The organism is Streptomyces sp. WAC05374 (assembly GCF_004353505.1).
GTDB lineage: Bacteria > Actinomycetota > Actinomycetes > Streptomycetales > Streptomycetaceae > Streptomyces.
In genome coordinates, this window is sequence record NZ_SMNQ01000001.1 from 489,797 (window position 1) to 514,986 (window position 25,190).

Below are 25,190 nucleotides of genomic sequence, written 5' to 3' on the forward strand. Positions count from 1 at the left end.
TGCCCTCGCCCCCGTCGAGTCCCCGTCGAGCACCTGTCCGGTACCCGTCGCCGCGCCGCTCCACCGCTCCACCGCGCCGCCGCGCCCGCCGTCCCCGTCCTGCCCTCCCCGGCCCGTCCAGTATGGCGGCCTGTCCGCACGGTGTGTACGGGGCGCGGCGGGTGTCGGGCGACAGTCCGATGACGGGTTCGAGGGGCGCTGTTGCGGCAGTTACGGGTGGATACGGCAGGGGCCTCAGTGCGGTGGGTTCACCGCCGTACCCGGGGCATGCCGAGGCCGATCCAGGAGATGATCTCGCGCTGGATCTCGTTGTTGCCGCCGCCGAAGGTGAAGATCACGGCGGTGCGGTACCCGCGCTCCAGGTCGCCGTGGAGGACGGCGCCGGCCGAGCCCTCCTTGAGCGGGGCCGCCGAACCGACGACCTCCATCAGCCAGGCGTACGCGTCTCGGCGGGCCTCGGAGCCGTACACCTTGACGGCCGAGGCGTCCTGCGGGGTGAGGGTGCCCTCCTGGAGTGCGGTGACCATCCGCCAGTTGAGGAGCTTCATCGCGTCGAGTTTCGTGTGGGTCTGCGCGAGGCGCTTCCTGACCCACCCGAGGTCGATGACGCGGCGGCCGTCGGCGAGCTTGGTGCCGGCGGCCCATCGCCGCACGTCGTGCAGGGCGCGGATGGCCATCGTGCCGTGCGCGGCGAGCGTGACGCGCTCGTGGTTGAGCTGGTTGGTGATCAGCCGCCAGCCCTGGTTCTCCTCGCCGATCCGGTGCGACACGGGCACGCGGACGTTGTCGTAGTGGCTCGCGGTGGTGTCGTGCCCGGCGAGCGTGTTGATGAGGGTGCAGGAGTAGCCGGGGTCGGAGGTCGGGACGAGGAGCGTGCTGATGCCCTTGTGGGGCGGGGCGTCGGGGTCCGTGCGCACGGCGAGCCACACCCAGTCGGCGGTGTCGCCGTTGGTGGTCCAGATCTTCTGGCCGTTGACGACGTACTCGTCCCCGTCCCGCACGGCCCGCGTCCGGAGCGCGGCGAGGTCGGTTCCGGCGGCGGGTTCGCTGTAGCCGATGGCGAAGTCGATCTCGCCGGAGAGGATGCGGGGCAGGAAGTACGCCTTCTGCTCCTCGGTGCCGAACCGCATGATCGTGGGGCCCACGGTGTTCAGCGCCATGAGCGGCAGCGGGACGCTCGCCTGGGCGGCCTCGTCGAAGAAGATGAACTGCTCCATCGGCGTCAGGCCGCGCCCGCCGTACTCCTCTGGCCAGCCGACGCCGAGCCACCGGTCGGCTCCCAGGCGGCGGATGGTCGCGCGGTAGAAGCGCTTGCGGGCGACCGGGTCGGCGTCGCCCGGATGGGCGCCCTCGGGTACGAGCTCGGCGAAGTAGGCGCGCAGTTCGGCGCGCAGGCGGTGCTGCTCCGGTGTGTATGCGAGGTGCACGGCCCCTCCAGGCGTCGCGGTGGCGCGGCCAGTCCGCACGGCGCGGCACAGAGTAGAACCTGTTCCAGTAATGCGGAAGCCCCGTGGCGCGGTTCACGGTGGGCGGCGGGGGTCCCGGGCACGCCGGAGGCCGACCGGCGCTGCAGCGCCCATGGGTCGGCCCCGCCTCCGTGGCGGGGCCGACCCATGGGCGGCGGGGGTGGGCGGTGGCGGGTCAGTCGGTGGAGAGGGCTTCCAGGAGGTCGCCGACCTGGGGGTCGGGCAGTGCGCGGGCGACGTCGGCCTGGGCGATCATGCCGACCAGGCGGTGGTCGTCTATCACCGGAAGCCTGCGCACCTTGTGCTCGGACATCTTGCGCAGCACCATCTGCACGTCGTCGTCGGCGTTCACGTAGACGACCTCACCCTGCGCCAGCTCGCCCGCCGTCGTCCTCGCCGGGTCCTTGCCCGCGCCGAGCGCCTTCACCACGATGTCGCGGTCGGTCAGCATGCCCTTGAGCTTGTCGTCGGAGCCACAGATCGGCATCGCGCCCACGCCGAGCTGCTTCATCATCTCGGCGGCCTGGAGGACGGTGTCGCCCTCACCGACGCAGTCGACGCCCATGGTCATGAGCTGACGTGCGGTTGTCATGCCCGGAGCTCCCTTCAGAGTGCGATCACGATGGCCATCGCGGCGAACAGCGCCGCCACGAGGACGGCGACCAGCAGGATCAGCACCACCGGTGCCTTCGCCCAGCCGGTCGGCGGGTTGTGCGTCTCCCTCGGCCCGGCCCCGGACATGCTCGATTCCGCGGGCGGTGTCTCGCCCGGCGGGACACCGCCTCCGGCGTCGAGACCCGGGGTGCGGTCCCGCTCGGGATCCGGGTCGGGGTTCGGGTTCGGGTTCGGGTGGGTCATGGCGTACGAGTGCGCAGACCGGAGCCTTTCAATCCTCCGCCGGCCTCCGCGCCTGCTCCCCGGCCTCGTCCCGCCCGCGCGTGCGGCGCCGGTGGCTGGTGTCGCACCACGGGTAGCGGCGGCTGCGGCGGCAGGTGCACACCGCCACCATGAACCGGTCCGAGTACGCGGTCGTGCCGTCCGGCAGCCGGATCTCGACGGGCCCCTCCAGCAGCAGGGGCCCCTCCGGGTCGATCACCACCCGTCCGGCGGGGCGTTCAGACGCGTTGCGCACGGATCACCACCAGGTCTTCCTTGCGCTCGTCGGGGGCTATAAGCCCGCGCTCCTCCAGCCACTCGGCGTGCCGCGCCATCACCGGCCCGAAGGGGATCGTCGTGCGCAGTTCGACCCGCGCCGACAGGCCCCCGTCGCGCAGGGAGTCCAGCGTGGCGTCCACGCCGGACAGCGCCGACTGCACCAGCAGCAGGACGCCCGAGTCCCGCAGCAGGCCGGGCGCCCGGGCGCAGATCCGGTCGAGGATCTGGCGCCCGTCCGCGCCCGCGCTCCAGGTGCGCTCCTCGCGGCGTCGCGCGGGCGCCGGGGACAGCACGTACGGCGGGTTCGACAGGATCAGGTCGAAACGGCGGCCCTCCACCGGCTCCGTCAGGTCGCCATGGTGGACGACGACCGGCAGGCCGAGGCGCCAGGCGTTGTACCGCGCGGCGAGCACGGCGCGCCAGGAGATGTCGACGGCGGTCACACGGGCCGCTCCGGACCTGGCCGCCACCAGCGCCAGTGCGCCGGTCCCGGTGCCCACGTCGAGCACCTCGACGCCGCTCTGTTCGCGCAGTGCGCGCAGTTCCTCACGGGCGGCCCGGGCGAGCAGTTCCGTGTCCTCCTGGGGCGCGTACACGCCGCGCGGTCTGAGTAGACGCATGAGCAGCGGGTACCTCGGTCTTTCCCGGCGAAACGCCGGTGATCGGTGTGTGAGGAGTGAGCGATGAGTCTTGAGTCCGGTACCGGTTCGGGTTCTCTGTGGATGGAGTACGCCCCCGGACCCCCGCGCCCGGCCGTGGACGGGCCCATCGAGACCGAGGTCGCCGTCGTGGGCGGTGGGATCGCCGGTATCTGCACGGCGTGGGAGCTGGCCCGCGCCGGGCATCCGGTGGTGCTGCTGGAGGCCGACCGCATCGCCACCGGGGTGACCGGCCACACGACGGCGAAGCTGTCGGCGCTGCACGGGCTGGTGTACGCGGACATCGCCAGGATCCATGGCGCCCGGGCGGCCCGGCTGTACGCCCATTCGCAGCAGATCGCCGTCGACCGCGTCGCCGAGGTGAGCGAGGAGCTGGGCATCGACTGCGACCTGGAGCGGCTGCCCGCCTACACGTACACCGAGGACCCGCAGAAGGCGGACCAGCTCCGCGAGGAGGCGGAGGCGGCCCGGGCGGCGGGGCTGGACGCCTCGTACGAGACCGACGTACCGCTGCCGTTCCCGGTGGTGGGCGCGGTCAAGGTGGAGAACCAGGCGCAGTTCCACCCCCGCAAGTACCTGCTGGGGCTCGCCGCCGACCTGGAGGTGCTGGGCGGGCGGATCTTCGAGCGGACGCGGGTGACGCGCCTCCAGGAGGGCTCCCCGTGCGAGCTGACCACCAGCACCGGGCACACGATCAAGGCGCGTGAGGTGGTCGTCGCCACCCACTACCCGGTCTTCGACCGGGCGCTGCTGTTCACCCGGCTGGAGCCCAAGCGCGAACTGGTGGTGGCCGGCCCGCTCCCCGAGGGCCAGGACCCGGGCGGCATGTTCCTGACCTGGGAGGACAACACGAAATCGGTGCGCACGGCACCGTACGGCGAGGACGGGCGCCGGATGCTCATCGTCACGGGCGAGAAGTTCACGCCCGGCGCGGTCGAGGACGGCGAGGTCGGCCGGCACTACGACAGGCTCGCCGCCTGGGCGCGGGAGCGGTTCGAGGGCGTGGAGCTCACCCACCGCTGGGCGACCCAGGACAACGTCACGACCGACCGGGTGCCGTACGTGGGGCGGCTGCACGCCGGGTCCCGGCACGCGTACGTGGCGACCGGCTTCGCCGGCTGGGGCATGAGCAACGGGGTGATGGCGGGCGATCTGCTCGCCGCCCGCATCCGGGGCCGTGAACCCGCCTGGACGAGCCTGTACGACCCGGTGCGGCTGCACCCGGTGCGGGAGGCACCCGCGATGCTGCGGCTCCAGGCGCAGGTCGGCAAGCACTTCATCGGTGACCGGCTGCCGGGCGCGCACGCCGACACGACGGCCGACATCCCCCGGGGCGGCGGCGCGGTCGTCCGGGTCGCGGGGCGGCGCCTCGCGGTCCACCGGGACGCGGCGGGCACCCTGCACGCGCTGTCGGCGCGATGTACGCACCTGGGCTGCATCGTGCACTTCAACGACGAGGAGTGCGCCTGGGAGTGCCCGTGCCACGGTTCGCGGTTCGACGTGGACGGCAAGGTGGTGCAGGGACCGGCGGTGCGGCCGCTGGAGCAGATGGACGTCGAGGACACGGTGGAGGCGGCGGACGTGGCGGAGGAGGACGAATGACGCCTGCCGCCGCCTCGCGCCCGGCTCCGCTGCCGGAGGACCGGGGCCCCCTGTCGGCGGCCGTGCTGCGGGTGCTGCGGGGCGGCCCCGCTCCGGAGGTCACCGTGGCCGGCGCCGACCCGCTGGGCGAGGACCTCCAGCTCGCGCTGTACCTCGCGTACGAGCCCCACTACCGGGACATGGAGGGCGTCGCCGCCGACCGGGAGTGGGACGCCGGGCTGCTCGCGCTGCGCCGGCCGATGGAGGAGGCGTTCCTGGCCGCCCTGCGCGAGGCGGTGCCCGGGGGCGACGACGTCGCGGAGGCGCTCGCACCACTGCTCGTGGAGCCCGTGGACGGCCACGGGGTGTCGCACCGGCTGATGGAGAGCGGCACGTGGGAGCTGATGCGGGAGTACCTGGTGCACCGCTCGCCGTACCAGCTCAAGGAGTCCGATCCGCAGGCGTGGCTGATCCCCCGCCTGGAGGGGCAGGCGAAGGCGTCACTGGTGGCGGTGGCGTACGACGAGTTCGGCGCCGGGCGCGGTGAGCGGGTGCACGCGAAGCTGTTCGCGGACCTGATGGAGGGTGCCGGGCTGGACCCGTCCTACGGCCACTACCTGGAGCTCGTCCCGGCTACGACGCTGGCGACTGTGAACGTGATGTCGCTGTTCGGGCTGCGCCGGTCGCTGCGGGGCGCGGCGGCCGGGAACTTCGCGGTGCTGGAGATCGCCTCGCCGCCGGGCGCGCGGCGGATGGCGAAGGCGCTGGAGCGGCTGGGGGCCGAGGAGCGGTGCGTCCGCTTCTTCACGGAGCACATCGAGGCCGACGCCGTGCACGAGCAGGTGATGCGCCGCGACGTCCTGGGCGGCCTGCTGGAGCGCGAGCCGGGGCTGGCCGCCGACGTGGCCTTCGGCATCCGGGCCACGGTCTGGCTCGACGAGCGGTGGGAGGCCCGGGTGCTCGCGGCCTGGGACCACGGCCGCTCGTCCCTGCGCGGCACGCCCCGCCCGGCCCCGGGGACGGTCACGTCGTAGGCGGGTGACGCCGGCCGGCCACATACGCGGCCGGCCGCGTCATACGTCGTACGGAGTGCGTGGCCCGCGTCCCGGGGGGGGACGCGGGCAGGCGCGGGGGCCACGCGGCGCGGGTGGTCGCGTGGCCCGTGCGGGGGTCGCGTCAGGGGAGGAGTTCGTCGAGGGCCGCCTTGCCCTTCTCGGCCAGCCTGCGCTCGGCCCAGGCCAGGTTCTTGGGGTTGACGTCACGTCCTGAAGCGAGCACCACGTCTTCCGCGTTGAATTCGCCTTCGGCGCCGCTGTGCAGAAGCCTGTCGGGCGTGACGCCCTCTCGCTTGGAGGTCGAATCGGGCTCAGCGTTCATGCCGCCTCCTTGCTCGTCCTGAAGTCATTGTCGTCGCCGGGTACCCGGATCGCATCCCCTACACCATCCGGGTTGCGGCGCGGCGCGTCACCGACCGCGAGGCGGGTGCCACGCCCGGTGGCGGGTGTCACCGCAGGAGGGCCGCGGCGTCCCTCACCGCGAGCGCGCCGCCCTCGGCGTGGGCGGCGGCGTACGCCCCCGCGTCCAGGACCGCGCGCACCTCCGCCTCGGCGCGGCGCCGGATCTCGTCCTCCACGTCGGTGGGGAGCTGGCGGAAGCCGGTGCCGCCCGGGCGGTCCGCGTGCCGGTCGTACGCGCCGAGCAGCCGCGCCCCGTCGCGCGGGTCGCCCTGCCCGGCGAGGGCCCAGGCGGCGATCGGGAACAGTTCGAGGACCAGGTGCGGAGCGACCATGTACGCCAGCGTCTCCAGTCCGCGCACGGCGGCCGCCAGGCGTTCCCGGGCGCGTGCGTGGTGGCCCTCGACGCAGTCGAGCCAGCCGCGCAGGCCGAGGACGATCCCGGTGAACATCTCGGCCGTCCCCGGGGTGAAGCCTTCCTCGATGGCGTCCAGTTGCCGCCGCGCGAGGGGCACCCTGCCGGTGCGGGCGTAGTGCTGGACGAGCAGCAGCCGGGCGGTGCTGACCGCCTCGACGGTGTGCCCCGCCCCCTCCTCGGCCGCCTCCAGCAGCATGCGCTCGGCCCGCTCGCGCTCCGCCGGCGGGCCGCCGCGCAGCAGCGCCGAGGCCAGCTTGGCGCGGAAGACGGGGACCTGGCCGTGCGCGCCGATGCGCCGCGCGCACTCCATGGACCGCTCGAAGTCCCGGGCGGCCTCGCCGTACCGGCCTGACCGCTCGTGGGCCTCGCCGCGCGCGCAGAGCGCCTCGGCGACGCCCCAGGGGTCGCCGGCCGCCTCGAACCGGGCCAGCGCCTCACCGGGGTCGTCCCGCCCGCCGGGGACGAGTCGGGCGCGCACCAGCAGGGCGAACCCCAGGTCGGCGTCGTCGCCGTGCGCCCGGCAGGAGGCGACGTAGGCGTCCATGGTCGGGCCGAGGCCGTCGAACTCGCCGAGCAGCAGCCGGACGAAGAACCACATGGTGCCGGGCTGCCGGCTGTTCTGCGGCATGCCCGGCCGGTAGGCGTCGGCGACCGCCTCCAGATACGCGCGGTTCCCGGGCCGCTCCATCGTGGCGGCGCCCTGGCTGCCGTCGGCGGCCAGCACCATCAGCCGTACGCCCCGCCGGGCCTCCTGGACCCGCTCCTCGGGCCAGGGCGGCGGTGTGTCGGTGATCCGCCCGGTCAGGGGCACGGCTTGCCGCACCGGCGGGAGGAACGGGTCGGGGCCGAGCGCGGCGACCGCCGACGCCCAGGTGCGGGCGTCGGCCAGGTGGCCCCGGAGCTGCCAGAACCAGCTCATGGACAGCGCCAGGCAGAGCCCCTCCTGCTCCTCGCCCAGGTCGACGGCGGTCCGCAGCGCCGCGCGGATGTTGTCGTGCTCGGTGTCGAGCGTCTCCAGCACGGTCCGCTGGCGCGGGCCGCACAGCGCGTGGCCGGCGGCGCGGACGAGTTCGCGGACGGCGGCCAGGTGCCGTCGGGCGGTGATCTCGCGCTCCCCCGCCTCGGCGAGCCGCTCGGCGGCGTAGTCGGCGACGGTCTCCAGCAGCCGGTAGCGCATCCCGTCCCCGGCCGCCGAGGGGGTGGCGACGACGAGCGACTTGTCGACCAGGGAGGTGAGGTGGCCGAGCGTGTCCGGTTCGGCGCAGACCTCCTCGGCCTGGGCCAGGGCGCAGCCGCCGGAGAAGACCGACAGCCTGGCGAGCACCGCCCGCTCGGGCGCGTCGAGCAACTGCCAGGACCAGTCGACGACGGCGCGGAGGGTCTGCTGCCGGGGCAGCGCGGTGCGGCTGCCCCGGTCGAGGAGCCGGAAGCGGTCGTCGAGCCGGCCGGCGATCTGGCGCGGGGTCAGGGCGCGCAGCCGGGCGGCGGCCAGTTCGATGGCGAGCGGCAGGCCGTCGAGGCGGCGGCAGATCTCGGCGCACGCCTCCGGGTCGTCGTCGGGGCGGAAGCCGGGGCGGGCCGCCGCGCCCCGGTCGGCGAGCAGCCGGAGCGCCGCGTCCGGGGGCAGGGGTTCGACGGGGTGCACGGCTTCGCCGGGGACGCCGAGGGGTTCGCGGCTGGTGGCGAGGACGGTGACGCCGGGGCAGCCGCCGAGCAGCGTGTCGGTGAGGGTGGCCGCGGCGCCGGCGAGGTGCTCGCAGTTGTCGAGCACGATCAGGAGGCGCCGCCCGGCGCAGTGGTCCAGGAGGCGGGCGACCGGGTCGCGGGCCGCGCTCTCGTCGCCCCAGCGCAGGGGTTCCCGGGCGCCCAAGGCGTGCAGCACCGCCTCGGGAACGCCGGCCTCGTCGCGTACGGAGGCGAGTTCGGCCACCCAGGTGCCGTCCGGCCAGGCGTCCGCCACCGCCCCGGCCGCCTCCAGCGCCAGGCGGGTCTTGCCGACGCCCCCGGTCCCGAGCAGGGTGACCAGCCGCCGCTCGCGCACCGCCGCGGTGACGGCGGCCAGCTCTCCCGCACGCCCCACGAAGGACGTGAGCCGTGCCCGCAGGTTCCCGGGCGCGGGACGGGCGGCGCGCGGGCGGTGCGGGGCCGGGCGATCCGCGGCCCTGGTCTCCAGGGGCCTGCTTTCCGCGGCCCTGGTCTCCAGGGGCCTGGTCTCCGGGTGGCCGGGGGCCGTGCGGGGCGCGAGCAGTTCGGCGTGCAGGGCTTTGAGGTCCGGGCCGGGGTCGGTGCCGAGCCGGGCGGCGAGGCGGGTGCGTATCTCCTCGTACGCCGCCAGTGCCTCGGCGGGCCGGCCGGCCGACCGCAGCGCCCGGATGCGCAGGGCGGCCAGGGGCTCGTCGAGCGGCTGCTCGGCGGCCAGTTCGGCGAGGCCGGTGAGGGCGCCCTCCGCGCGGCCGAGCGCGATCTCGGCGGCGAGCCGGTCCCGGCGCGCCTCGGTGCGGCGGCGTTCGGCCCGTACCGCCAGGGGGTCACCGTCCCGGCCGGGCAGGTCCGTCAGGGCGGGCCCGCACCACAGGGCCAGCGCCCGGTCGAGCAGTCGGGCGGCGCCCGCCGCGTCGCCGCCCCGCAGCGCGGTGGCCCCGGCGGCGGCGAGCCGTTCGAAGCGGAACAGGTCGACGTCCTCGGGCCGGGCGCCGAGCCGGTACCCGCCCGGCACGGAGCCGACGGCGTCCGGCCCCAGTGCCCGGCGCAGCCGCCCGACGAGCGCCTGCAACGCGGCCGTCTCGTCGGCGGGCGCGGTCGCCACCCACACCTGGGCGGCGAGCTGCCCCACCGGCACGGCCCGGCCGCCGGCCGCCGCGAGCGCGGTGAGCAGGGCCCGCAGCCGTGCCCCGGTGACCGGGGCCTCCGTCCCGTCGGCGCGCAGCGCCCGCGTCGGCCCCAGCACCCGGTAACGGCACGTCACCGCCGCGTCCACCGCACCGTCCGCCGCCGGACCCTCCGTCACCGCATCCGCTTCCGCCGTACCGTCCGCCACGGGATCATTGTCGCCTTCCGGCGCCACCGGTGTCGCCGCGCGGGCACGCGCGGAGACCCGGCCGTCACCGGTGACCCGTGACCGGTGCGAGTCCCCGCGCGAGGCAGTCGGTCAGGCGGGCGGCGGCGCGGCCGTCGGGGTCGAGGCGCGGGTTGAAGATGGTGACGTCGAGTCCGCGGGCCCGCTCGTCCGCGAGGGCCGTCCGCAGGATCGTCTCCAGTTCCGGCAGGCCGAGCCCGCCGGGCAGCCGGTAGTCGACGGCGGGCATGACCGCGTCGTCGAGGACGTCGGCGTCGAGGTGGACCCAGTAACCGTCGCTGCCACCCCCGGTGAGCAGGTCCACGGCGCGGCGTGCCGCGGCGGCGGCGCCGGCCGCGCGTACGCCGTCGAGGTCGATGGCGTGCAGTGCGGGCGGGAGGGGCTGCATGCCGGCCGCGGCGGACTCCTCGGCGTCGCGGAAGCCGAGGGCGACGACGTCCTCGTCCCGCAGCAGGGGCCCCCGCCCCTCCAGGTCGGTGAGGACCCGTGGTCCCCGGCCGGTGGCCAGGGCGAGTTCCATCGAGGCCGCCTCACCGGCCGGTTCCGCCGACGGCTGGTAGAAGTCCGTGTGCCCGTCGAGGAACAGCAGCCCCGGGCGGCCTCGGCGGCGCAGCGCGAGGAGGTTGCCGAGCAGGATGGTGCAGTCGCCGCCGAGGACGACGGGGAAGCGGCCGGAGTCGAGGACGTCGCCGACGGTGTCGGCGAGGGCGGCCGAGTAGCGTGCGAGGGCGTACGGGTTGAGGACGCCGGTGCCGGCGTCGCGCGCCGGGTCGTACGCGGGCGGGTCGACGCGCCCGGCCCGTACCGCTCCGAGACGTCTCGGCAGCCCGGCGCCGAGGAGGGCCGCCGGGAGGTCCTGGACGCCGGAGGGCCGCAGGCCCAGCACGGAGGGCGCCTCGATGATCGCCGGTTGCCGCGCACCAGAAGCCGCCATGGAACGGACATTACCGTCGTGGGCCCCCGCGTGCCCCGCGGCGTCCCGCCGGGGCGGGCGGGCGGGGCGGCGGGGGCCGAGGCGTCACCGGTAGGTGATGTCCGACGCCGTGTAGCGGCAGTACGTGCTGTCGGGGCCGCTGCCCGTCTGGACCGGCTCGGCGCCGGTGTTGTTGCCGGTGTAGCGCACGCAGGGCTTGATCTTCCTGTTGCTGTCACCGTGGACGCGGATGGCGCGGAGGGTGGCGGTGTCGCCGTAGTTGGTGTTGATGCCGGCGATGCTGCCGCCGGGGGCGGTCACGTCGACGTCGTCGACGACGATGGTGCGCTTGTACTGGGTGGAGCAGTTGCCGCAGGAGCGGACCAGCTTGCCGAAGTCGGAGACCTGGAAGCCGGTGATGGTGAGCCTGCCGGCGCCGTTGAACTGGAAGACCTTGTCCGATGCCTTCCTCGCACCGCCGCCGGTCACCGTGTACACGGCGCTGGACGACTTGCCCTTGAAGGTGGCGGCGTCCTCGCCGACATCCTCCCACCAGACGTTCTGGAGGGTGCAGCTCCCCTGGCAGTGGACGCCGTCGGCGGCCGGGGAGCCGAGGACGACGTTCTTCAGGACGGCTCCGTCCGCCAGGCTGAACAGCGGGGCCTGGCCCTCGTCCTGCCCGCCGTCGCCGAGGTCGCCGGTGCCGTAGTGGCGCTTCATGCCGCCGTCGTACGAGGTGCCGGCGGCGACCGGGATGGTGGCCGGGACGGGCTTGCTGCCGCTGGGGGCCGGCCACGCGGCCGCGGCACCGGCGGTCGGGAGGGTGACGCCGGCGGTGATGGCGGCGCCGGTGAGGGCCACGGCCCCGGCGAGCGCGGCGACGGCACGGCGGCCGGTGCGCCGGGAGGGGCGGTGGGGGCGGTCGGCCCGGCCGGGCTGGGCGGAATGTTCAGGAAGGGTGGACCGCTGGGCGGCTCGTCGGCTCATGTGTCCCGTTTCCTTCGTGTGGGGGTGAGACCTCGCACCTGCTGGTCGCCGCCGCCGCGCGGAGGGTTGCCGCCGGTCGCGGGGTTCTCCGGACCGGACGGGGGGAACTCGCCCGCCGCCGTCGCCCGTTCGCCTCCGGGGGGATCGCGGGCGCGGTCCGGGTGGTGCTCGTCGGCCGCCTCGCTCAGACGGCGCCTCGGCCCGTCCGTGTCTCCCCCACGAGGTGCGCCGCCGCGCGGTTGCCGAGGAGCCGCTCGAGCTGGGCCATGGCCTTGGACGTCTGGCTCTTCACCGTACCGACCGAGACGCCGAGGGTGAGGGCGGTGTCCCGTTCGGACAGGTCGAAGGCGTGGCGCAGCACGACACAGGCGCGCTTGCGGAACGGCAGGGTGCGCAGGGCGCCCTGGACGTCCACGACGGACGGTACGTCGGGGCCGTCGGTGTGCGGGGAGTGCGGGGAGCAGAACAGGGCGATGCGCCGGCGTTCGCGTACGGCGCTGCGGACGCGGCTGCGGGCGAGGTTGGCGACGACGCCTCGGGCGTAGGCGGTTGGGTGGTCGGCGGCGCGGACGCGGTCCCAGCGGTGCCATAAGGCGAGCAGGGCGTCGGCGGCGAGGTCGTCGGCGGCGTCGGCCTCACCGGTCAGCAGGTGGGCGAACCGCGCGAGTTCGGCGTAGTGACGCTCGAAGAAGTCGTGGAACTCCCTGGCGTCGTCGGCGGATGCTCCCACGGCGGCCTCTCCCTCCGCGTCGTCGCGCGCTGCGTCGCTGATGGTGGTGTGCTCGGCCGTGCCCTCGCCCCGAGTGCGAGGGCGCGATCGTAGCAAGCGCTTGCCATCGGACGTCAGCCCCTGAACGCGGTGCCTTCCAGGCCGCGTCCCGCGTCGGGGAGCACCAGCAGGGAGCCGGAGAGGGGATGGGGGCGGGTCAGCCCCGTGCGGGCGGTGGTGATGTACAGGTCGCGCAGCCCTGGGCCGCCGAAGGCGCAGGCGGTGGGGCGGCGCACGGGCAGTTCGACGACCCTGTCCAGGGTGCCGTCCGGGGTGTAGCGGCGGATCGCGGCGCCGTCCCAGAGGGCGACCCACACGCAGCCGTCGGCGTCGACGGTGAGCCCGTCGGGGATGCCGGCGCCCCGTTCGACGGTCGCCAGCGGCCGCCGGCCGGTGACCCGCTCACCGCCGTCGGTCACGCGGCACACGTCGATGCGGCGGGTGGGGCTGTCGATGTAGTACATCCGCGTGCCGTCGGGGCTCCAGCCGGTGCCGTTGCTGACGGAGACGCCCGGGAAGACGGTGGTGGCCGTTCCGTCCGGGGCGACGCGGGTCAGCGTGCCGCCGCCGTCCGCCTCGTCGTAGCGCATCGTGCCCGCCCACAGGGCCCCGTCGGGGGCGACGGCCGCGTCGTTGCCGCGCCGCCCGGGCACGGGGTGGTGGACCAGCCAGCGGAAGGGCGCGCCGCCCGGGCCGTACAGTCCGATGCCGTCCCTGAGGTTGACCACCAGCCCGCCGCCGGCCCGCGGCTTGGCGGCGCCGACGTGCTGTTCGGTGAGCGTGACCGTACGGCGGCCGCTCTCCGGGGCGTACGTGTGGACGCGGGAGCCTAGGATGTCGACCCAGACCAGCCGCCGGGTGGCCGGGTCCCAGGTAGGACCCTCGCCCAGCTCGGCACGCTCCCGTACGGCGACCTCCAGGCCCCTGGCCCTGACCGTGCCACCCATTCCGGTAACACCCGGCCCGGCGAAGCCCGTTCCGGTAACACCCGGCCCCGCCATACCCGCCCCGGTAACACCCGACCCCGCCACACCTGCCCCGGGCACACCCGGCCCCGCCACACCTGCCCCGGGCACACCCGACGCCGCCACACCCGACGCCGCCACGCCCGACGCCGCCACGCCCGACGCCGCCACGCCCGGCCCCGGGGTGCGCCCGCCCGGATCGCGCCTCACCTAGCGCCGCCCCGGTGGCCGAGGCTGGCCGAGAGGTCGTCGGCGCCCTTGGCGGCGAGGCCGGCGAGTTCGGCCTCGCGCTGCTCGCTCCACCGGATCATGGGCACGGAGATGGACAGCGCGGCGACGACCCGGCCGGAGCCGTCGCGCACGGGGGCGGCGACGCAGCTCACGTCCGGGTTGGACTCCTGGTACTCGGAGGCGATGCCCCGCTCGCGGACGGCGGCCAGTTCGGCTCGCAGCGCGTCGGGGTCGGTGATGCTGTTGGAGGTCATGGCGACCAGCTCGCGCCGCTCGATCCGGGCGTCGAGTTCGGCCTGCGGGAGCGAGGCGAGGAGCATCTTGCCGACGGAGGTGCAGTGGGCGGGGAGCCGGCGCCCGGCGGCGGAGACCATGCGGACCGCGTGCGTGGAGTCGACCTTGGCGATGTAGATGACGTCGGTGTCCTCCAGGATGGCCACATGGACGGTCTCGTCGCAGGTCTCCGCCACCTCCCGGGCGACCCGCTGCCCCTCGGCGGCGAGGTCGAGCTGCTCGGCGTACCGGCTGCCGAGCTGGTAGGCGCGTACACCCAGGCGGTAGCGGCCGGGCTGCTCGGGGAGGGCCGACAGGTAGGAGCGGGCGGCGAGCGTGGTGAGCAGCTCGTGCACGGTGGTGCGGGGCAACTGGAGCCTGCGGGTGACCTCGGGCGCCGAGAGGGTGCCGTCGCCGTCCAGGAACAGTTCCAGGATGTCGAGCGCCCTGGTCACCGCGGGAACCAGCCGTCCCATGCCGTCCACCCACCCCATCGTTCGAAATTCCGGCCATTGGCCGGTATGACGAACACAGGCTAACCGCAGCCACTTCGCCGGGCAATGGCCGTGCGCTCCCGTCACGGCCGCACCGGAGCCGACCCCGCGGCGGCGGGCAACTGCCGTACGGAGAGGGGCGGAAGGCGGAACCCGCGCACCCCATTGACACCTCCCGAGCGGTTGCATACGGTCACGCCCAGATTTCGAACGCGTGACGAAATATCGAACGAGCGCGAGAGGGCAACTGCCGTGCGCATCACGGGAATCAGCACTCATGTCGTCGGGACCCCCTGGCGCAATCTCACCTATGTGCTCGTCCACACCGACGAAGGGCTCACCGGCGTCGGCGAGACGCGCATGCTGGGTCATACGGACGCCCTGGCCGGCTACCTCAGGGAGGCCGAGACCAACCACATCGCCGGGTCGGACCCGTTCGCCGTGGAGGATCTGGTGCGCCGTATGAAGTACGGCGACTACGGGCGGGCCGGTGAGATCGTGATGTCCGGCATCGCGGTCGTCGAGATGGCGTGCTGGGACATCAAGGGCAAGGCGCTGGGGGTGCCGGTCTGGCAGCTCCTCGGCGGCCGGGTGACCGACACGGTCCCGGCGTACGCGAACGGCTGGTACACCACCGAGCGGACCCCCGAGGCGTACCACCGGGCCGCCAAGGGGGTCATGGCGCGCGGTTACCGGGCGCTGAAGATCGACCCGTTCGGCACCGGCCACTTCGAGCTGGACGCGGAGCGGACCCGGTACGCGGTGTCGCTGATCGAGGCGGTGCGGGACGCGATCGGGCCGGACGCCGAGCTGATGCTGGAGATGCACGGGCGCTTCAGCCCGGCCACGGCGGTGCGCCTGGCCAGGGAGATGGCTCCGTTCCGCCCGGCCTGGCTGGAGGAGCCGGTGCCGCCGGAGAACCTCAAGGCCCTGGCGAAGGTGGCCGGGAAGGTGGACATGCCCGTGGCGACGGGTGAACGCATCCACGACCGGATCGAGTTCCGCGAGCTGTTCGAGTCGCAGGCGGCCGACATCATCCAGCCGGACGTGGGGCACATCGGCGGCATCCTGGAGACCCGCAAGCTGGCGGCCACGGCGGAGACGCACTACATGATGGTCGCCCCGCACAACGTGGGCGGCTCGGTCCTCACCGCGGCCTCCCTGCAACTGGCCGCGTGCACACCCAACTTCAAGATCCTGGAGCACTTCAACGACTTCGCGGACGCGGAGATCAAGAAGGTCGTCAGGGGTGCCCCCGAGGTGGATCCGGCCACCGGCTGCTTCGCGGTGTCGCACGCCCCGGGGCTCGGTGTGGAGCTGGACGTGGACGCGGCGGCCGAGTTCCCGCAGCAGCGGGCCCGGTTCGACCTGTGGGCCGAGGGCTGGGAGAGGAGGGCGCCGAGGTGAGCGGGCCGCCGCGCAGCCGGGCTGTGGTGGTCGACCGGCCGGGCGCGTACCGGCTGGTCGAGCGCGACGTGCCCGGGCCGGGGCCGGGCGAGGTCCTGGTGCGGGTCGCCGCGGCGGGGATCTGCATGAGCGACCGGGAGGTGTACGACGGCCACCGGGACGCCGCCTACGTCCGCTACCCCGTGATCCCCGGCCACGAGTGGGCGGGGACCGTGGAGGCGGTGGGCGAGGGGGTCGACCCGGCGCTGGTGGGCCGCAAGACGGTCGCCGAGGGGTTCCGGGCGTGCGGGGTGTGCGAGCGGTGCCGGTGCGGCGAGACGAGCCTGTGCGCGGGCGGGTACGCGGAGACCGGGTTCACCGAGCCGGGTGCCTTCGCCGACCACGTCGGCGTTCCGGCGCGGCTGCTGCACCCGCTGCCCGACGACGCCGACCTGCGGGCCGCGGCCCTGCTGGAGCCGGCCGCCGTGGTCGCGGCGGCCGTACGGGCCGGGCGGCCCCGCCCGGGTCAGCGCGTCGCGGTGGTGGGCGCGGGCACCCTGGGGCTGCTGGCCGTGCAACTGCTGGGGGCCTGCTCACCGGCCGAGCTGACGGTGGTCGATCCACGGGCGGCGCGGGGTGAACGGGCGCTGCTGCTGGGGGCGACCGCGGCGGTCGACCCGGCGGGTGCGGAGGGGCTCGGCGGGCGGTTCGACCTGGTGGTCGAGACGGCCGGCGCGCCGACCACGGCGGCCTCGTCGTGCCTGCTGGCGCGCCGCGGCGGCCGGGTGGTGCTGACCGGCATGTTCGGCCCGGGTGCGGCCGGGATCGACCCCGTCCACCTGTCGCTGAGCCAGCTCGAGGTCCGCAGCGTCTTCGGTGCCCCTTCGTCGGCCTGGTCGGACGCGGTACGGGCCTTCGGGCTCGGTCTGCTCGATCCGGCGCCGCTGATCACGCACGAGTTCCCGCTGGAGCGGTTCGCGGACGCCGTCGCGCTGGTCGGCGGCGGCGACCCGGGGACCGGCAAGGTGCTGCTGCGCCCGTAGGGCCGGCCGGGCCTGCGCGCCCGGAGGTCCCCGTGGCACGGCGGCCCTCGTATGCCGTACGGCGGTACGGGGTGCCCTGCTCGCATCCCGTACCGCCGTACACCCACTCTTCCGAACCACGTCCGACATATCGAACATGGGAGTCCTGTGACCGCCCCGTCCCTGCCCCGCCGTCCCGGCGCCGGCGCCCTGGCCGCCATCGGCCATCCGTCGCCCGCCGCCGACCCGGCCGACACCTCGCCGCACACGTTCCCCGACGGCGGTACCTGGCGCACCGAGATCCCCTCCGTGGAGGGCCCGGAGGCCCTGGGCGTCGTCCTGGAGGAGAGTGCCCGGCTCGGCGTCCCCGTCCACCGCGTCAGCCAGGGCAGCGGCGTCTGGATGCTCACCGACTCCGAGATCACCTCGATGGTGGAGTCCTGCGCCGAACGCGACATCGAGCTGTGCCTGTTCACCGGTCCGCGCGGCACCTGGGACATCGGAGCGGGCACCCGTACCGACGCGGGCGGCGCCGGACCGCGGGCCCGGGGCCACGACGCGCTCGCCGGCTGCGTGGAGGACGCGTGCCGCGCCACCGCGCTGGGCGTGCGCTGCCTGCTCGTCGCCGACGAGGGCGTGCTGTGGACACTGCACCGACTGCGCGTGGCCGGGCACCTGCCCGCCGGCACCACGTTCAAGCTGTCCGCGCTCACCGGCCCGGTCAACCCGGCCTCGTACGCCGTGTACGAACGGCTCGGCGCGGACTCCATCAACGTGCCCTCCGACCTGACCCTGGACCACCTCACCGAGATCCGGCTGGCCGCCCGCGCGCCGATGGACCTGTACGTCGAGGCGCCCGACGACCTCGGCGGCTGCGTCCGGATGTACGAGGCCGCCGAGCTGATCCGGCGCGGGGCCCCGCTCTACCTGAAGTTCGGCCTGAGCCGCTCCCCCGGCATCTACCCCTACGGCGCGCAGTTGCGGGACGCCGCGCTCGCCACCGCCCGTGAGCGGGTCCGCCGGGGCCGGCTCGTCCTCGACCTGCTGGCCCGGCACGGCGCGGACGGCGGGATGTCCCCGCTCGGCTCGCGGCTGCCGGGCGAGCTGTGCCGTTTCCCCGTCCCGGAAGGGGACTGACCATGCGCATCACCCGCAGAACCGCCGTGACGGCCTCGCTCGCCGCGCTGCTCTCCGCCCCGCTCGCCGCCTGCGGCCAGGAGGCCAGGGGCGGCAGCCGCTACCGGCCGGCGGGGGGCAAGGGCGGCACCGTCGGACTGGCCATGCCCACCAAGGCGTCCGAGCGGTGGATAGCCGACGGCGAGAACATGGCGGAGCGGTTCCGCGAGGCGGGGTACGCGACCGACCTCCAGTACGGCGACGACAAGGTCGAGAACCAGATCGCCCAGATCGAGAACATGATCACCAAGGGTCGCCGACTGCTGGTGATCGCGGCGATCGACGGCTCGGCCCTCACCGAGGTGCTCCGGCGGGCCGACGGCGCGGGCATACCCGTGATCGCGTACGACCGCCTCATCATGGGCAGCGAACACGTCGGCCACTACGCGTCGTTCGACAACGAGCGGGTCGGCGAGCTCCAGGCGGCGTACGTCGTGGGGGCGCTGAAGCTCGGCCCGCCGGCCTCCGCGGGGAAGTCGTACAACATCGAGCTGTTCGCGGGCTCGCCGGACGACAACAACACCAGGTACTTCTGGAACGGCGCCATGAAGGTGCTCCAGCCGTACCTCGCGAGCGGCCGGCTCGTGGTGCGCAGCGGGCAGACCCGGATGAACCAGGCGACCACCCTGCGCTGGGACGGTGGCACCGCGCAGAAGCGGATGGACGACCTGATCAGCAAGAACTACGGCGAGCAGCGCGTCGACGCGGTCCTCTCCCCCTACGACGGCATCTCGCTGGGCATCATCTCGGCCCTCAAGAGCGCCGGTTACGGCACCGGGAGCCGGCCGCTGCCGGTGGTGACGGGGCAGGACGCGGAGCTGGCCTCGGTGAAGTCGATCATCCGGGGCGAACAGACGCAGACGGTCTTCAAGGACACCCGGAAGCTCGCGGCGCAGGCGGTGCTGATGGGCGACGCCGTCCTCAACGGCCGCGAGCCCCGGGTCAACAACACCACGGACTACGACAACGGCAGGAAGACGGTGCCGTCGTTCCTGCTGGACCCGGTCAGCATCGACCGGACCAACACCCGGCTCCTCGTCGACGAGGGCTACTTCACCGCCGGGGAGCTGACGTGACGGGGCCCGCGGCGGAGCCGCCCGTCCTGGAGATGCGCGGGATCACCAAGACGTTCCCGGGCGTCACGGCCCTGTCCGGGGTGAACCTGACGGTGCGGCCCGGCGAGATCCACGCGGTCTGCGGCGAGAACGGCGCCGGGAAGTCGACGCTGATGAAGGTGCTCAGCGGCGTCCACCCGCACGGGTCGTACGAGGGCGAGATCCGGTTCCTCGGCGAGCCGGTGGCCTTCAAGGACATCCGGGCCGGCGAGCGGCACGGCATCGTCATCATCCACCAGGAGCTGGCGCTGGTCCCGTACCTGTCGATCGCCGAGAACATCTTCCTCGGCAACGAGCGGGCCAGGCGCGGGGTCGTCGACTGGAACGAGACGCTGCGCCGGGCGAAGGTGCTGATGGGACGCGTGGGGCTGCGCGAGAAGCCGCAGACGCCGGTGGCCGGTCTCGGCGTGGGCCGGCAGCAACTGGTGGAGATCGCCAAGGCGCTGGCCAAGGAGGTACGGCTGCTGATCCTGGACGAGCCGACGGCCGCGCTCAACGACGAGGACAGCGCGAAGCTCCTCGAACTGATCCTGGAGCTGCGCGACCAGGGCATCGCCTCCGTCGTCATCTCGCACAAGCTGAACGAGATCCGGCGGATCGCCGACCGGGTGACGATCCTGCGCGACGGGCGGACCATCGAGACCCTCACGGTCCGTCAGGTCCCGGGCGGCGAGCCGGGACTGGCGGAGGACCGCATCATCCGGGGCATGGTCGGCCGCGACCTCGACCAACGCTTCCCCGACCGCACGCCGTACGAGGGCGAGGACGCCGGCCGGACCCTGCTGGCCGTGCGCGGCTGGACGGTCCGGCACCCGGCCGACCACCGGCGCACGGTGGTGGACGACGTGTCCCTGACCGTGCGGCGCGGCGAGATCGTGGGCGTCGCGGGCCTCATGGGCGCGGGCCGCACGGAGCTCGCGATGTCCCTCTTCGGGCGCAGTTACGGCCGGTACGTGGCCGGCACGGTCGAGGTGGACGGGCGCGAGGTGATGACGCGGACGGTGCCGGCGGCGATCGGGGCGGGTCTCGCGTACGTCACCGAGGACCGCAAGGCGTACGGCCTGAACCTCATCGACACCATCAGCCGCAACATCTCCCTGGTGTCGCTCGCCGGGATGCGGCGTCACGGCGTCGTGGACGAGCACCACGAGCGCAGCGTCGCCGAGCGGTACCGCACCGGCATGAACATCAAGGCGCCGACGGTGTTCGAGCAGGTGGGGCGGCTGTCGGGCGGCAACCAGCAGAAGGTCGTCCTCAGCAAGTGGATCCACGCCGGGCCCGAGGTCCTGATCCTCGACGAGCCGACGCGCGGGATCGACGTGGGCGCCAAGTACGAGATCTACACCGTCGTCGACCGGCTCGCGGCACAGGGGAAGGGCGTGCTGTTCATCTCCTCCGAACTGCCGGAACTGCTCGGGATGTGCGACCGGATCTACACCATGGCCGAGGGCCGGCTGACCGGTGAGGTCGCCCGCGCCGACGCCACCCAGGAAGTCCTGATGCGCCGGATGACCACGGACAGAAGCTGAGGCCCCGCCATGACCACCACGACCACTCCCCCGCGTCCCCTGCCGGAGGACGCCCCGCCGCGGCCGTCGGCGGCCGCGCTGCTGCTGAACGCGGTACGCGGCAACATGCGCCAGTACGGCATGCTGATCGCCCTGGCGTTCATCGTCGTGCTGTTCCAGATCTGGACGGACGGCACGCTGCTGCTGCCGAACAACGTCTCCAACCTGATCCAGCAGAACGGCTACATCCTCATTCTGGCCATGGGCATGATGATCGTCATCGTCGCCGGCCACATCGACCTGTCCGTCGGGTCGCTCGTCGCCTTCGTCGGCGCCATGGCGGCGGTGATGATGGTCAAGCACGACATGCCCTGGGTGCTCGCCCTGGTGCTGTCGCTGCTGATCGGCGCGGTCGCGGGCGCCTGGCAGGGGTTCTTCATCGCCTACCTCGGCATCCCGTCGTTCATCGTGACGCTGGCCGGCATGCTCCTCTTCCGGGGGCTCACCCAGATCGTCCTGGAGGGCCGGTCGATCGCCCCGTTCCCGGAGGGCTTCCAGAACATCGCCAAGGGCTTCATCCCGGAGATGGGCCCCTACACCCAGTACCACAATCCCACGCTGCTGCTCGGCCTCCTCGCCGTCGGCCTGCTGCTGCTGCGCGAGTGGCGCGACCGGCGGCGGCAGCTCGCGCACGAGCTGGACGTGCTGCCGTTCGGCCTGTGGGCGCTGAAGTGCACGGCCGTCACGGCCGCGGTGGTGGCGTTCACCCTGACGCTGGCCAGCTTCCACGGCGTACCGGTGGTGATGCTCCTCATGTGCGGGCTGCTCCTCGCGCTGGGGCATGTGATGCGCAACGCGGTGATCGGACGCCATGTGTACGCGCTGGGCGGCAACAAGGCGGCGGCGAAGCTGTCGGGCGTCAACGACAGGCGGGTCACCTTCCTCGTCTTCGTCACCATGGGCGTGCTGGCGGCGCTGGCGGGCTGCGTGTACGCGGCACGGCTGAACGCGGGCACACCGCAGGCGGGGCTGAACTTCGAGCTGGAGGCCATCGCGGCGGCGTTCATCGGCGGCGCCTCGATGAGCGGCGGCGTCGGCACGGTGATGGGCGCCGTGATCGGCGGCCTGGTGCTGGGCGTGCTGAACAACGGGATGTCGCTGGTCGGCATCGGCACGGACTACCAGCAGGTCATCAAGGGCCTGGTGCTGCTGGCGGCGGTCGGATTCGACGTCTGGAACAAGCGCAGGGCGGGTTCCTAGTCCCCCACACAGGGAGTCGGTATGGACACGAGCAGACGGAAGGTGCTGGCGGCCGCGGCCGCGGCGGGAGTCATGGCGGCGGCCCCGGTCACCGCGTACGCGTCAGGAGGCGGGAGACCGGTGAAGGAACGATTCGGCACGCTCGCCGACGGGACGGCGGTGCACCGCTGGACGCTGCGGAACGGCGGCACACGGCTGAAGGTGCTGTCCTACGGCGGCATCGTGCAGTCCCTGGAGCTACCGGACCGGCACGGGCGGTACGCCAACGTGTCGCTGGGCTTCGACGACCTCGACGCGTACGTGTCGTCGTCGCCGTATTTCGGGGCGCTGATCGGCCGGTACGGCAACCGGATCGCGGGCGGCCGCTTCACCCTGGACGGCAGGGAGCACAGGCTGTCCGTCAACGACGGGCCGAACAGCCTGCACGGCGGCGCACGCGGCTTCGACAAGCGGGTGTGGGACGTGGAGCCGTTCACCGGCCGCACCGGCGTCGGGCTGGTGCTGCGGTACGTCAGCGCGGACGGCGAAATGGGCTACCCGGGCACGCTGCGGGTGACGGTCACGTACACCCTCACCCCGCGCGGGGAGTGGCGCGTCGACTACGCGGCGACCACCGACCGGGCAACCGTGGTGAACCTGACGAACCACACGTACTACAACCTGGCCGGCGAGGGCGGCGGTGACATCCTCGGCCACGAACTGCGCCTCGCCGCGTCGCGCTACACGCCGACCGACGCGACCCTGATCCCGACCGGTGAACTGGCCCCGGTGGCCGGCACGCCGTTCGACTTCCGAAGCGGCAAGCCGATCGGCGAGGACATCCGCACGGCGCACCCTCAACTGGTCCTCGCCCAGGGGTACGACCACAACTGGGTGCTGGACAAGGGCGCCACGGCCCGTCCGCGGCCCGTCGCGACGCTGCGCGACCCGGGCTCCGGGCGCACCATGACGATCGCCACCACGGAACCGGGCGTGCAGTTCTACTCGGGCAACTTCCTGGACGGCACCCTCGCCGGCCCGTCCGGGCGCACCTACCGGCAGGGCGACGGGCTGTGCCTGGAGACGCAAGCCTTCCCCGACTCCCCGAACCGGCCGGAGTTCCCGTCGACGGTGCTGCGGCCGGGAGAGACGTACCGCTCCACGACGGTGCACCGCTTCCGGGCCCACTGACCGGACGGTTCAGACGGGCGCGACCGTGCGGAGCAGGAGCAGCGCGATGTCGTCGTGGCGGGGCGCCGAGCCCTGGGCGTGGCCGATCAGCGTGTCGGCGAGCTCGTCCAGGCTCGCGTCCCCGCTGCCGCTCCAGGCGACCTGCCGGGCCAGCTCGGCGGTCGCCTCGTCGATGTCGACGCCGGGCGCCTCGACGAGGCCGTCGGTGAAGAGGGCCAGCACGGTGCCGATGGGCAGGGTGACCCCGGCCGTCGGGTAGTCGGCGGCCGGGTCGATGCCGAGGAGCAGGCCGGGTGGCAGGTCGAGCACCTCGCCGCGCCCGTCCGGGTGGCGCACCACGGGAGGCGGGTGGCCGGCGGTGGCGAGCAGGGCCCGGTGGTGCTTCAGGTCGATGTGCGCGTACAGACAACTGGTGAACAGGCCCGGGTCGAGGTCGGTGAGCAGGCGGTTGGTGCGGGCCAGGACCTCGCCGGGCGGTGCGCCGGCGCTCGCGTGCACGGCGGCCCGGACCTGGCCCATGAGGGCGGCCGCCTCGACGGTGTGGCCCTGGACGTCGCCGATGGTCGCGGCGGCGGTCGTGCCGCTGAGCCGGATCAGGTCGTAGAAGTCGCCGCCGACGCCCGTGGCGTGCCCGGCGGGGAGGTAGCGGGCGGCGACCTCCAGGCCGGGGACGTGGGGCAGGGTGTGCGGGAGGAGCCCCGCCTGGAGGCGGTGGGCGAGCTCGTGCTTGCTGTCGTAGAGCCGGGCGCGGTCCAGGGCCTGGGCGAGGAGCCCGGCCAGCGAGGTGAGGATGGCGCGCTCCCCGGGGTGGAAGGTGCGCGCCCGCTCGTAGGCGAGGACCAGCGAGCCGACCGGCCGGCCGGAGGCGATCAGGGGCAGGAAGGCCCACGCGGCGCCCGCGCTGCCCAGGACGACGGCGGCGGGGAACTCGTCCGCCAGTTCCTCCCGGCTGCCGTAGAACAACGGGGTCCCGGTGGCCAGGACACGTGCCGCCGGTGTGTCGGAGGCCAGCGGAGCGGAGTCGAACCGGGCCACCGCGTCGGCGTAACCGCGGTGTCCGGCGACCCGCAGCCGGCCTTCCTCCGCGGTGAGCACCGCCAGGGCGTGGACGCCGAGGGCCGGGGTGATCTGGTCGGCGGCCTGGTCGACCACGTCCCGCACCCCGGCGGCCTCGGTGAGGGAGGCGGCCAGGTGCATCAGGTGGTAGAGGCTGGTCGCCCGGCTGGGCAGGGCCGACTGCGCGGTGTGCTCCGCCTCCTCCTCCCCGGTGGCCCCGGCACCGTGGGCGTGCCCGTCGGGGCCGGCGGGCGTGATGCGGACGCTGATGCCGGTGGCGTCGGGATGCAGCTCGAAGCGGAGCCAGTGGTCGGGCGGGCGCAGCGTGGTGAACGACGTGGTCCGGCGGCTGATGACCGCGGCCCGGTAGCGGTCCTCGACGGCGGGGTTGTCCATCCAGGGCAGGGCCTCCCACGGCAGGGCGCCGGCCAGTTCCTCGGCGTCGATGCCCAGGAGGTCAGCCGCCTCCTCGGTGAGGAAGGTGACCCGGCCGTTCAGGTCGAGGGCGCAACTGCCGCCGGGCAGGCGGTGCACGAACTCGACGGCCGCGGCGGCCTCGACGGGCCCCGGGGTACGGCGGGCGGGGCGCACGATCCGGGGCTGCCGTCCCGGGAGCACGGGCACGCCCTCGTCCGCGGCCAGCACCAGGACCCGCGCCATCCGGTCGCAGCCCTCGTGGACGGCGGCCTCCTCGGCCTCGGCGAGCCGGGACGCGTGCCCCCCGGGCCACAGCAGCACCAGGCCGCCCCAGGTGGTGCCGTCCGCTGCCAGGGGGGAGGCGGCCAGGGAGAACGGGTAGGGGAGGACGAGCCCCGGGCGGGGGTAGCGGCGGGCCATGTCCTCCCGGTCCGCGATCCACACCAGCCGCCCGCCGGCCACGGCATCGGCCAGGGGCACGGGGTCGCCGGGCGCGACCCGCATCCACGGGGCGGCGAACTCCAGGGACACCCCGCTCAGCACGGCCAGGCGCAGGGCGCTGTCCCCGGGCGGCCGCAGGTACACCATGCCGATGGACGCGCCCGTCCGCCGCATGGCGTCGGTCAGGGCGGCGCCCAG

22 protein-coding genes are annotated in these 25,190 nt (G+C 74.2%); 9 read left to right on the forward strand and 13 right to left on the reverse strand.

The features are described 5' to 3' along the window. Positions 1-248: 248 nt before the first annotated feature. The 5 genes from E2B92_RS02285 to E2B92_RS02305 all read right to left on the reverse strand — a co-directional run bounded on the left by E2B92_RS02285 (position 249) and on the right by E2B92_RS02305 (position 3,241). On the reverse strand, positions 249-1,427 hold the full coding sequence (locus tag E2B92_RS02285) for an acyl-CoA dehydrogenase family protein (protein ID WP_126888185.1): 1,179 nt from the start codon (positions 1,425-1,427) through the stop codon (positions 249-251). Between the two features lie 214 nt (positions 1,428-1,641). Continuing rightward, positions 1,642-2,058 (reverse strand): CBS domain-containing protein, encoded by a 417-nt coding sequence (locus E2B92_RS02290; RefSeq protein WP_133087368.1) that lies wholly within the window; start codon positions 2,056-2,058, stop codon positions 1,642-1,644. A 14-nt stretch (positions 2,059-2,072) separates the two neighbouring features. Beyond that, complete coding sequence (locus tag E2B92_RS02295; protein ID WP_126888184.1) at positions 2,073-2,324, reverse strand: DUF6480 family protein; 252 nt, start codon at positions 2,322-2,324, stop codon at positions 2,073-2,075. A 28-nt stretch (positions 2,325-2,352) separates the two neighbouring features. Next, entirely contained in the window at positions 2,353-2,598 is a 246-nt protein-coding gene (locus tag E2B92_RS02300) for a CDGSH iron-sulfur domain-containing protein (protein ID WP_185923717.1), read from the reverse strand. Further along, on the reverse strand, positions 2,582-3,241 hold the full coding sequence (locus tag E2B92_RS02305; RefSeq protein ID WP_126888183.1) for a HemK2/MTQ2 family protein methyltransferase: 660 nt from the start codon (positions 3,239-3,241) through the stop codon (positions 2,582-2,584). Before E2B92_RS02305 ends, E2B92_RS02300 begins: the two co-directional genes overlap by 17 nt. 63 nt (positions 3,242-3,304) lie before the next feature. Here E2B92_RS02305 and E2B92_RS02310 point away from each other — a divergent pair, with 63 nt between their 5' ends. Next, the gene (locus E2B92_RS02310; RefSeq protein ID WP_126888182.1) at positions 3,305-4,882 is read left to right on the forward strand and encodes an FAD-dependent oxidoreductase; all 1,578 of its coding nucleotides are present in this window, start codon (positions 3,305-3,307) and stop codon (positions 4,880-4,882) included. Then, positions 4,879-5,895: an iron-containing redox enzyme family protein gene (locus E2B92_RS02315; RefSeq protein ID WP_126888181.1), complete on the forward strand. Its 1,017-nt coding sequence runs from the start codon at positions 4,879-4,881 to the stop codon at positions 5,893-5,895. The genes E2B92_RS02310 and E2B92_RS02315 overlap by 4 nt, the downstream gene beginning before the upstream one ends. Positions 5,896-6,037: 142 nt before the next feature. On the opposite strand, the gene E2B92_RS02320 is transcribed toward E2B92_RS02315, so the two are convergent. From E2B92_RS02320 to E2B92_RS02350, 7 genes are all read right to left on the reverse strand, one after another. Next, positions 6,038-6,238 (reverse strand): hypothetical protein, encoded by a 201-nt coding sequence (locus E2B92_RS02320; RefSeq protein WP_126888180.1) that lies wholly within the window; start codon positions 6,236-6,238, stop codon positions 6,038-6,040. 127 nt (positions 6,239-6,365) lie between these two features. Further along, on the reverse strand, positions 6,366-9,770 hold the full coding sequence (locus E2B92_RS02325; RefSeq protein WP_399432224.1) for an AfsR/SARP family transcriptional regulator: 3,405 nt from the start codon (positions 9,768-9,770) through the stop codon (positions 6,366-6,368). Positions 9,771-9,834: 64 nt separating this feature from the next. Further along, the gene (locus tag E2B92_RS02330; protein WP_126888179.1) at positions 9,835-10,743 is read right to left on the reverse strand and encodes an arginase family protein; all 909 of its coding nucleotides are present in this window, start codon (positions 10,741-10,743) and stop codon (positions 9,835-9,837) included. A gap of 84 nt (positions 10,744-10,827) precedes the next feature. Then, complete coding sequence (locus E2B92_RS02335) at positions 10,828-11,709, reverse strand: pectate lyase (protein ID WP_126888178.1); 882 nt, start codon at positions 11,707-11,709, stop codon at positions 10,828-10,830. 184 nt (positions 11,710-11,893) lie between these two features. Further along, positions 11,894-12,439: a SigE family RNA polymerase sigma factor gene (locus tag E2B92_RS02340; RefSeq protein WP_126888177.1), complete on the reverse strand. Its 546-nt coding sequence runs from the start codon at positions 12,437-12,439 to the stop codon at positions 11,894-11,896. Positions 12,440-12,552: 113 nt separating this feature from the next. Next, entirely contained in the window at positions 12,553-13,425 is an 873-nt protein-coding gene (locus E2B92_RS02345; RefSeq protein ID WP_126888176.1) for an SMP-30/gluconolactonase/LRE family protein, read from the reverse strand. 224 nt (positions 13,426-13,649) lie between these two features. Beyond that, positions 13,650-14,423 carry an IclR family transcriptional regulator gene (locus E2B92_RS02350; protein WP_126888188.1) on the reverse strand — a complete coding sequence of 258 codons (774 nt, stop codon included), beginning with the start codon at positions 14,421-14,423 and terminating at the stop codon, positions 13,650-13,652. A 270-nt stretch (positions 14,424-14,693) separates the two neighbouring features. On the opposite strand from E2B92_RS02350, the gene E2B92_RS02355 reads away from it, so the two are divergent. From E2B92_RS02355 to E2B92_RS02385, 7 genes are all read left to right on the forward strand, one after another. Next, positions 14,694-15,848, forward strand: a complete 1,155-nt coding sequence (locus E2B92_RS02355) for a mandelate racemase/muconate lactonizing enzyme family protein (protein ID WP_126888189.1) — start codon at positions 14,694-14,696, stop codon at positions 15,846-15,848. Further along, positions 15,845-16,870: a zinc-dependent alcohol dehydrogenase gene (locus tag E2B92_RS02360; RefSeq protein WP_126888190.1), complete on the forward strand. Its 1,026-nt coding sequence runs from the start codon at positions 15,845-15,847 to the stop codon at positions 16,868-16,870. Before E2B92_RS02355 ends, E2B92_RS02360 begins: the two co-directional genes overlap by 4 nt. Before the next feature lie 147 nt (positions 16,871-17,017). Further along, entirely contained in the window at positions 17,018-17,986 is a 969-nt protein-coding gene (locus tag E2B92_RS02365) for a hypothetical protein (protein WP_185923718.1), read from the forward strand. Between the two features lie 2 nt (positions 17,987-17,988). After that, the gene (gene chvE, locus E2B92_RS02370; RefSeq protein ID WP_126888191.1) at positions 17,989-19,101 is read left to right on the forward strand and encodes a multiple monosaccharide ABC transporter substrate-binding protein; all 1,113 of its coding nucleotides are present in this window, start codon (positions 17,989-17,991) and stop codon (positions 19,099-19,101) included. Positions 19,102-19,133: 32 nt separating this feature from the next. Continuing rightward, complete coding sequence (gene mmsA / locus E2B92_RS02375; RefSeq protein WP_126888195.1) at positions 19,134-20,669, forward strand: multiple monosaccharide ABC transporter ATP-binding protein; 1,536 nt, start codon at positions 19,134-19,136, stop codon at positions 20,667-20,669. A 9-nt stretch (positions 20,670-20,678) separates the two neighbouring features. Continuing rightward, positions 20,679-21,908 carry a multiple monosaccharide ABC transporter permease gene (gene mmsB, locus E2B92_RS02380; RefSeq protein WP_200836905.1) on the forward strand — a complete coding sequence of 410 codons (1,230 nt, stop codon included), beginning with the start codon at positions 20,679-20,681 and terminating at the stop codon, positions 21,906-21,908. A 21-nt stretch (positions 21,909-21,929) separates the two neighbouring features. Further along, on the forward strand, positions 21,930-23,078 hold the full coding sequence (locus tag E2B92_RS02385; RefSeq protein ID WP_126888192.1) for an aldose epimerase family protein: 1,149 nt from the start codon (positions 21,930-21,932) through the stop codon (positions 23,076-23,078). Positions 23,079-23,087: 9 nt separating this feature from the next. On the opposite strand, the gene E2B92_RS02390 is transcribed toward E2B92_RS02385, so the two are convergent. Then, positions 23,088-25,166, reverse strand: coding sequence for a SpoIIE family protein phosphatase (locus tag E2B92_RS02390; protein WP_126888197.1), 2,079 nt, complete (start codon positions 25,164-25,166; stop codon positions 23,088-23,090). Between the last annotated feature and the right edge of the window lie 24 nt (positions 25,167-25,190).

Coding starts and splice junctions, on each gene's coding strand:
- E2B92_RS02290 (WP_133087368.1), bottom strand. CDS start 2,058: ATGACAACCGCACGTCAGCTCATGACCATGGGCGTCGACTGCGTCGGT.
- E2B92_RS02295 (WP_126888184.1), bottom strand. CDS start 2,324: ATGACCCACCCGAACCCGAACCCGAACCCCGACCCGGATCCCGAGCGG.
- E2B92_RS02305 (WP_126888183.1), bottom strand. CDS start 3,241: ATGCGTCTACTCAGACCGCGCGGCGTGTACGCGCCCCAGGAGGACACG.
- E2B92_RS02310 (WP_126888182.1), top strand. CDS start 3,305: ATGAGTCTTGAGTCCGGTACCGGTTCGGGTTCTCTGTGGATGGAGTAC.
- E2B92_RS02315 (WP_126888181.1), top strand. CDS start 4,879: ATGACGCCTGCCGCCGCCTCGCGCCCGGCTCCGCTGCCGGAGGACCGG.
- E2B92_RS02320 (WP_126888180.1), bottom strand. CDS start 6,238: ATGAACGCTGAGCCCGATTCGACCTCCAAGCGAGAGGGCGTCACGCCC.
- E2B92_RS02330 (WP_126888179.1), bottom strand. CDS start 10,743: ATGGCGGCTTCTGGTGCGCGGCAACCGGCGATCATCGAGGCGCCCTCC.
- E2B92_RS02335 (WP_126888178.1), bottom strand. CDS start 11,709: ATGAGCCGACGAGCCGCCCAGCGGTCCACCCTTCCTGAACATTCCGCC.
- E2B92_RS02345 (WP_126888176.1), bottom strand. CDS start 13,425: ATGGGTGGCACGGTCAGGGCCAGGGGCCTGGAGGTCGCCGTACGGGAG.
- E2B92_RS02350 (WP_126888188.1), bottom strand. CDS start 14,423: ATGGGACGGCTGGTTCCCGCGGTGACCAGGGCGCTCGACATCCTGGAA.
- chvE (WP_126888191.1), top strand. CDS start 17,989: ATGCGCATCACCCGCAGAACCGCCGTGACGGCCTCGCTCGCCGCGCTG.
- mmsA (WP_126888195.1), top strand. CDS start 19,134: ATGCGCGGGATCACCAAGACGTTCCCGGGCGTCACGGCCCTGTCCGGG.
- mmsB (WP_200836905.1), top strand. CDS start 20,679: ATGACCACCACGACCACTCCCCCGCGTCCCCTGCCGGAGGACGCCCCG.
- E2B92_RS02385 (WP_126888192.1), top strand. CDS start 21,930: ATGGACACGAGCAGACGGAAGGTGCTGGCGGCCGCGGCCGCGGCGGGA.
- E2B92_RS02390 (WP_126888197.1), bottom strand. CDS start 25,166: ATGCGGCGGACGGGCGCGTCCATCGGCATGGTGTACCTGCGGCCGCCC.